Genomic DNA, 1477 nt, shown 5'->3' with positions numbered 1-1477 from the left:
AGCCGTCACCGGGCGCGGGCTTGTCATCACCCTTGTCACCGCCCTTGTCGCCCTCATCGCCACCGGGGTTCTGGCCGTCGCCGCCGTCGCCGTCTCCACCGCCGGGGTTGTCCCCGCCGTCGCCGTCACCGCCGCCGGGGTTGTCCCCGCCGTCGCCGTCACCGCCGCCGGGGTTGTCCCCGCCGTCGCCGTCGTCCCCGCCGACCGGGTCCCCGGTCACGGTGATCGAGGCGACCTCCGGCGTGGAGCTCGGGGTGCAGGTGGTGGTGGTGCTGGTGCCGTCCTCCTGCACCAGAGTCGTCGTGACGGTTCCCGGTGTGAAGACCAGATCACCGGGTTCGGTCACATCGAGGGCGCCGGAGATGCCTTTGAGGTCCCAGTTCGCGATCTCGTCCACGGCGTAGGGGTCCTCGGCGTTGCCCGACCACGAGCTGTTGAGCGTCACCTGGTCGGACGGTGCCGCGCCCCCGCTCAGACCGAACACGGACGAGACGGACAGCGAAGTGGCGTTGCCCGCGCCGGGCACTTCGTAATAGGAGTAGTCATCGGACAGAGCGGAATAGCCGATCACGTCCCCGGTTTTCGCCGTGTCCTCGGGGACGACGGTGAAGAACCAGGTGAAGGTGGCCGCGCCCTCCTGGCCACCGCTGGCGCAGGTGTAAGAGACATCGATGCCGCCGATGTCCTCGATCGGAGCGTCCAGCGTCTGCGGTGCCTGCTCCGCCTCAAGGCCGGTGCCGTCCTTGAGCTCAGGGGCGTCGTCCGCCAGGGCGGGGCCCGCGCCCAGGGCCGCGAAGGCGAAGACGGCGAAACCGGCGGTCATACGTCTGGTGGTACGGGACAACGTCGATCGCTCCAAGTCGTCAGGGGGATCGTTCGCCGCCGCGGCATCCGGTACGCCGGTGGACAAGGACGCCGGAGAATCCATGCGAGTACGAGGTCCTGCGGATGCGGACCCTCGTTCCGAGACGCGTGAGCGGGCGCGTCGCCGCGGAGGCGGATGGGAACGTGGGCGACTCTAGCAATGGGTGCGCCGCCGGGGACATCGGCAGGAGAGGTTTCTGAGAGCACAGGATGTATCGCCTCATTCACTGCCGTTTTCACTTTCAGTGAACACTCAACATGGCGGGTCAGAGTTTCCGCAGGCACATTACCCGAGATCACTCGGGGTGATATCACCTAGCGTAAGGCGGGCTTCTGGCGCCGCACGGGGTTTACAAGGAAATCCACAGAGTCCGGTTACGGCCAACCAACCATTCTCGAAACACCCGGTTCCCGAAAAGAAAAGGGGCGGCGGGGTGTTCCCCACCGCCCCTCCGGGCTGTTCAGCCGTTCAGGAAGCGTTCGCCGTGCACGCGCTGCGCACCCGGATCAGGCGTCGGTCTCGGATGCGGCGGCCTTCTTCTTGCGGGAGAAGTACATCGCCGCACCTCCACCGCCGACCGCGGCCACAGCCGCGGCCACCGTGCCGCCCAGG

1 protein-coding gene is annotated in these 1477 nt (G+C 67.8%); it reads right to left on the bottom strand.

Annotated features, from left to right (window positions below; translation table 11 throughout):
• A partial coding sequence (locus D450_RS33890) for a hypothetical protein (protein ID WP_026128487.1) occupies positions 1-823 on the bottom strand: 823 nt, incomplete at its 3' end.
• Positions 824-1477: the final 654 nt, after the last annotated feature.

This window comes from Nocardiopsis halophila DSM 44494, assembly GCF_000341245.1.
GTDB lineage: Bacteria > Actinomycetota > Actinomycetes > Streptosporangiales > Streptosporangiaceae > Nocardiopsis_A > Nocardiopsis_A halophila.
This window is presented reverse-complemented; position numbering and strand designations above follow the sequence as displayed.